We start from the raw sequence: 898 nt of genomic DNA, 5'->3' as shown, positions 1-898 counted from the left end.
TTCCATCGCTTAAAACTTTATCAAAGGAAGAGTACTCCGCATTTAGATCATCTTACCTTCAGGTCATTAGCGCAGATAAAAAACGTTCGTTATCAGAGTGGTTGGGTTTTGAGTTGTTTCGTAATCCATGTGATCGCTTTTTTGGCTTAGCTAAGCCGGTTAAGCCTAAGTACAAAAATATTGAGAGTATCGGCGGCTTTTACCGCATTGCCGTGNCCAAATTCGTTCAAATGGGGACGAGAACAACTCGTGATCAATTGGCGGCTATTGAGGCCGCTGGTAAAGCGAGCGGTATTGACTTGGCTGGTACCAAGTTAGCATTGAATATTTCAACGAAAGAATTCACTACAGCCTGTAGTGAGCTGAAGAAAGCTTACCCTCTGCTGACGCCTCGATTGATAAAAGGTCTATTAGCGGCAGCTGAAGTGGATGGCAAGGTCTGTGAGATTGAGCAAAAACTTGTGTCGATTCTCGCTGCGATTTGGGATTTACCGCTTCCAACTTTGGAGATGTCCGAGGCTGCTTAAATCGAAGCAGGTACTTTTTACTGCTTCTCTGGTGAAAGCCTAAGTCTAGTTCTCATGATGTGCACGGCTGTCTGATGGTGCATTATCTCGCTCAACCATTGAGTAGTCACGAGATACCTCGGCCACGCGTAAACGATATTCTTTAAACACGCCTCCACGGCCTTTGGCTTGCGCAAAACGGTGGGCCTCTAGGTTTCGCCATTCCTGAATCGCCGCTTCATCTCGCCAGAAAGAGAGTGACAGTATCTTGTTCTCATCTACCAGACTGCCAAAACGTTCAATTGAAATAAAACCCTCAATAGTTTAAAGCATTGGTCTAAGTGATGCTGCAATGTCTAAATACTCTTGTTTCTTACCTTCGGTTGGGACAA

1 pseudogene is annotated in these 898 nt (G+C 44.9%); it reads right to left on the bottom strand.

From position 1 onward, the window contains the following. Positions 1–704: 704 nt before the first annotated feature. Positions 705–815, bottom strand: a pseudogene (locus A3762_RS28565) (antibiotic biosynthesis monooxygenase); the annotation flags it as partial. Between the last annotated feature and the right edge of the window lie 83 nt (positions 816–898).

The organism is Oleiphilus sp. HI0125, from assembly GCF_001635355.1.
The sequence above is the reverse complement of the archived record's forward strand: the minus strand, read 5'-3'. Positions and strand labels throughout refer to the sequence as shown.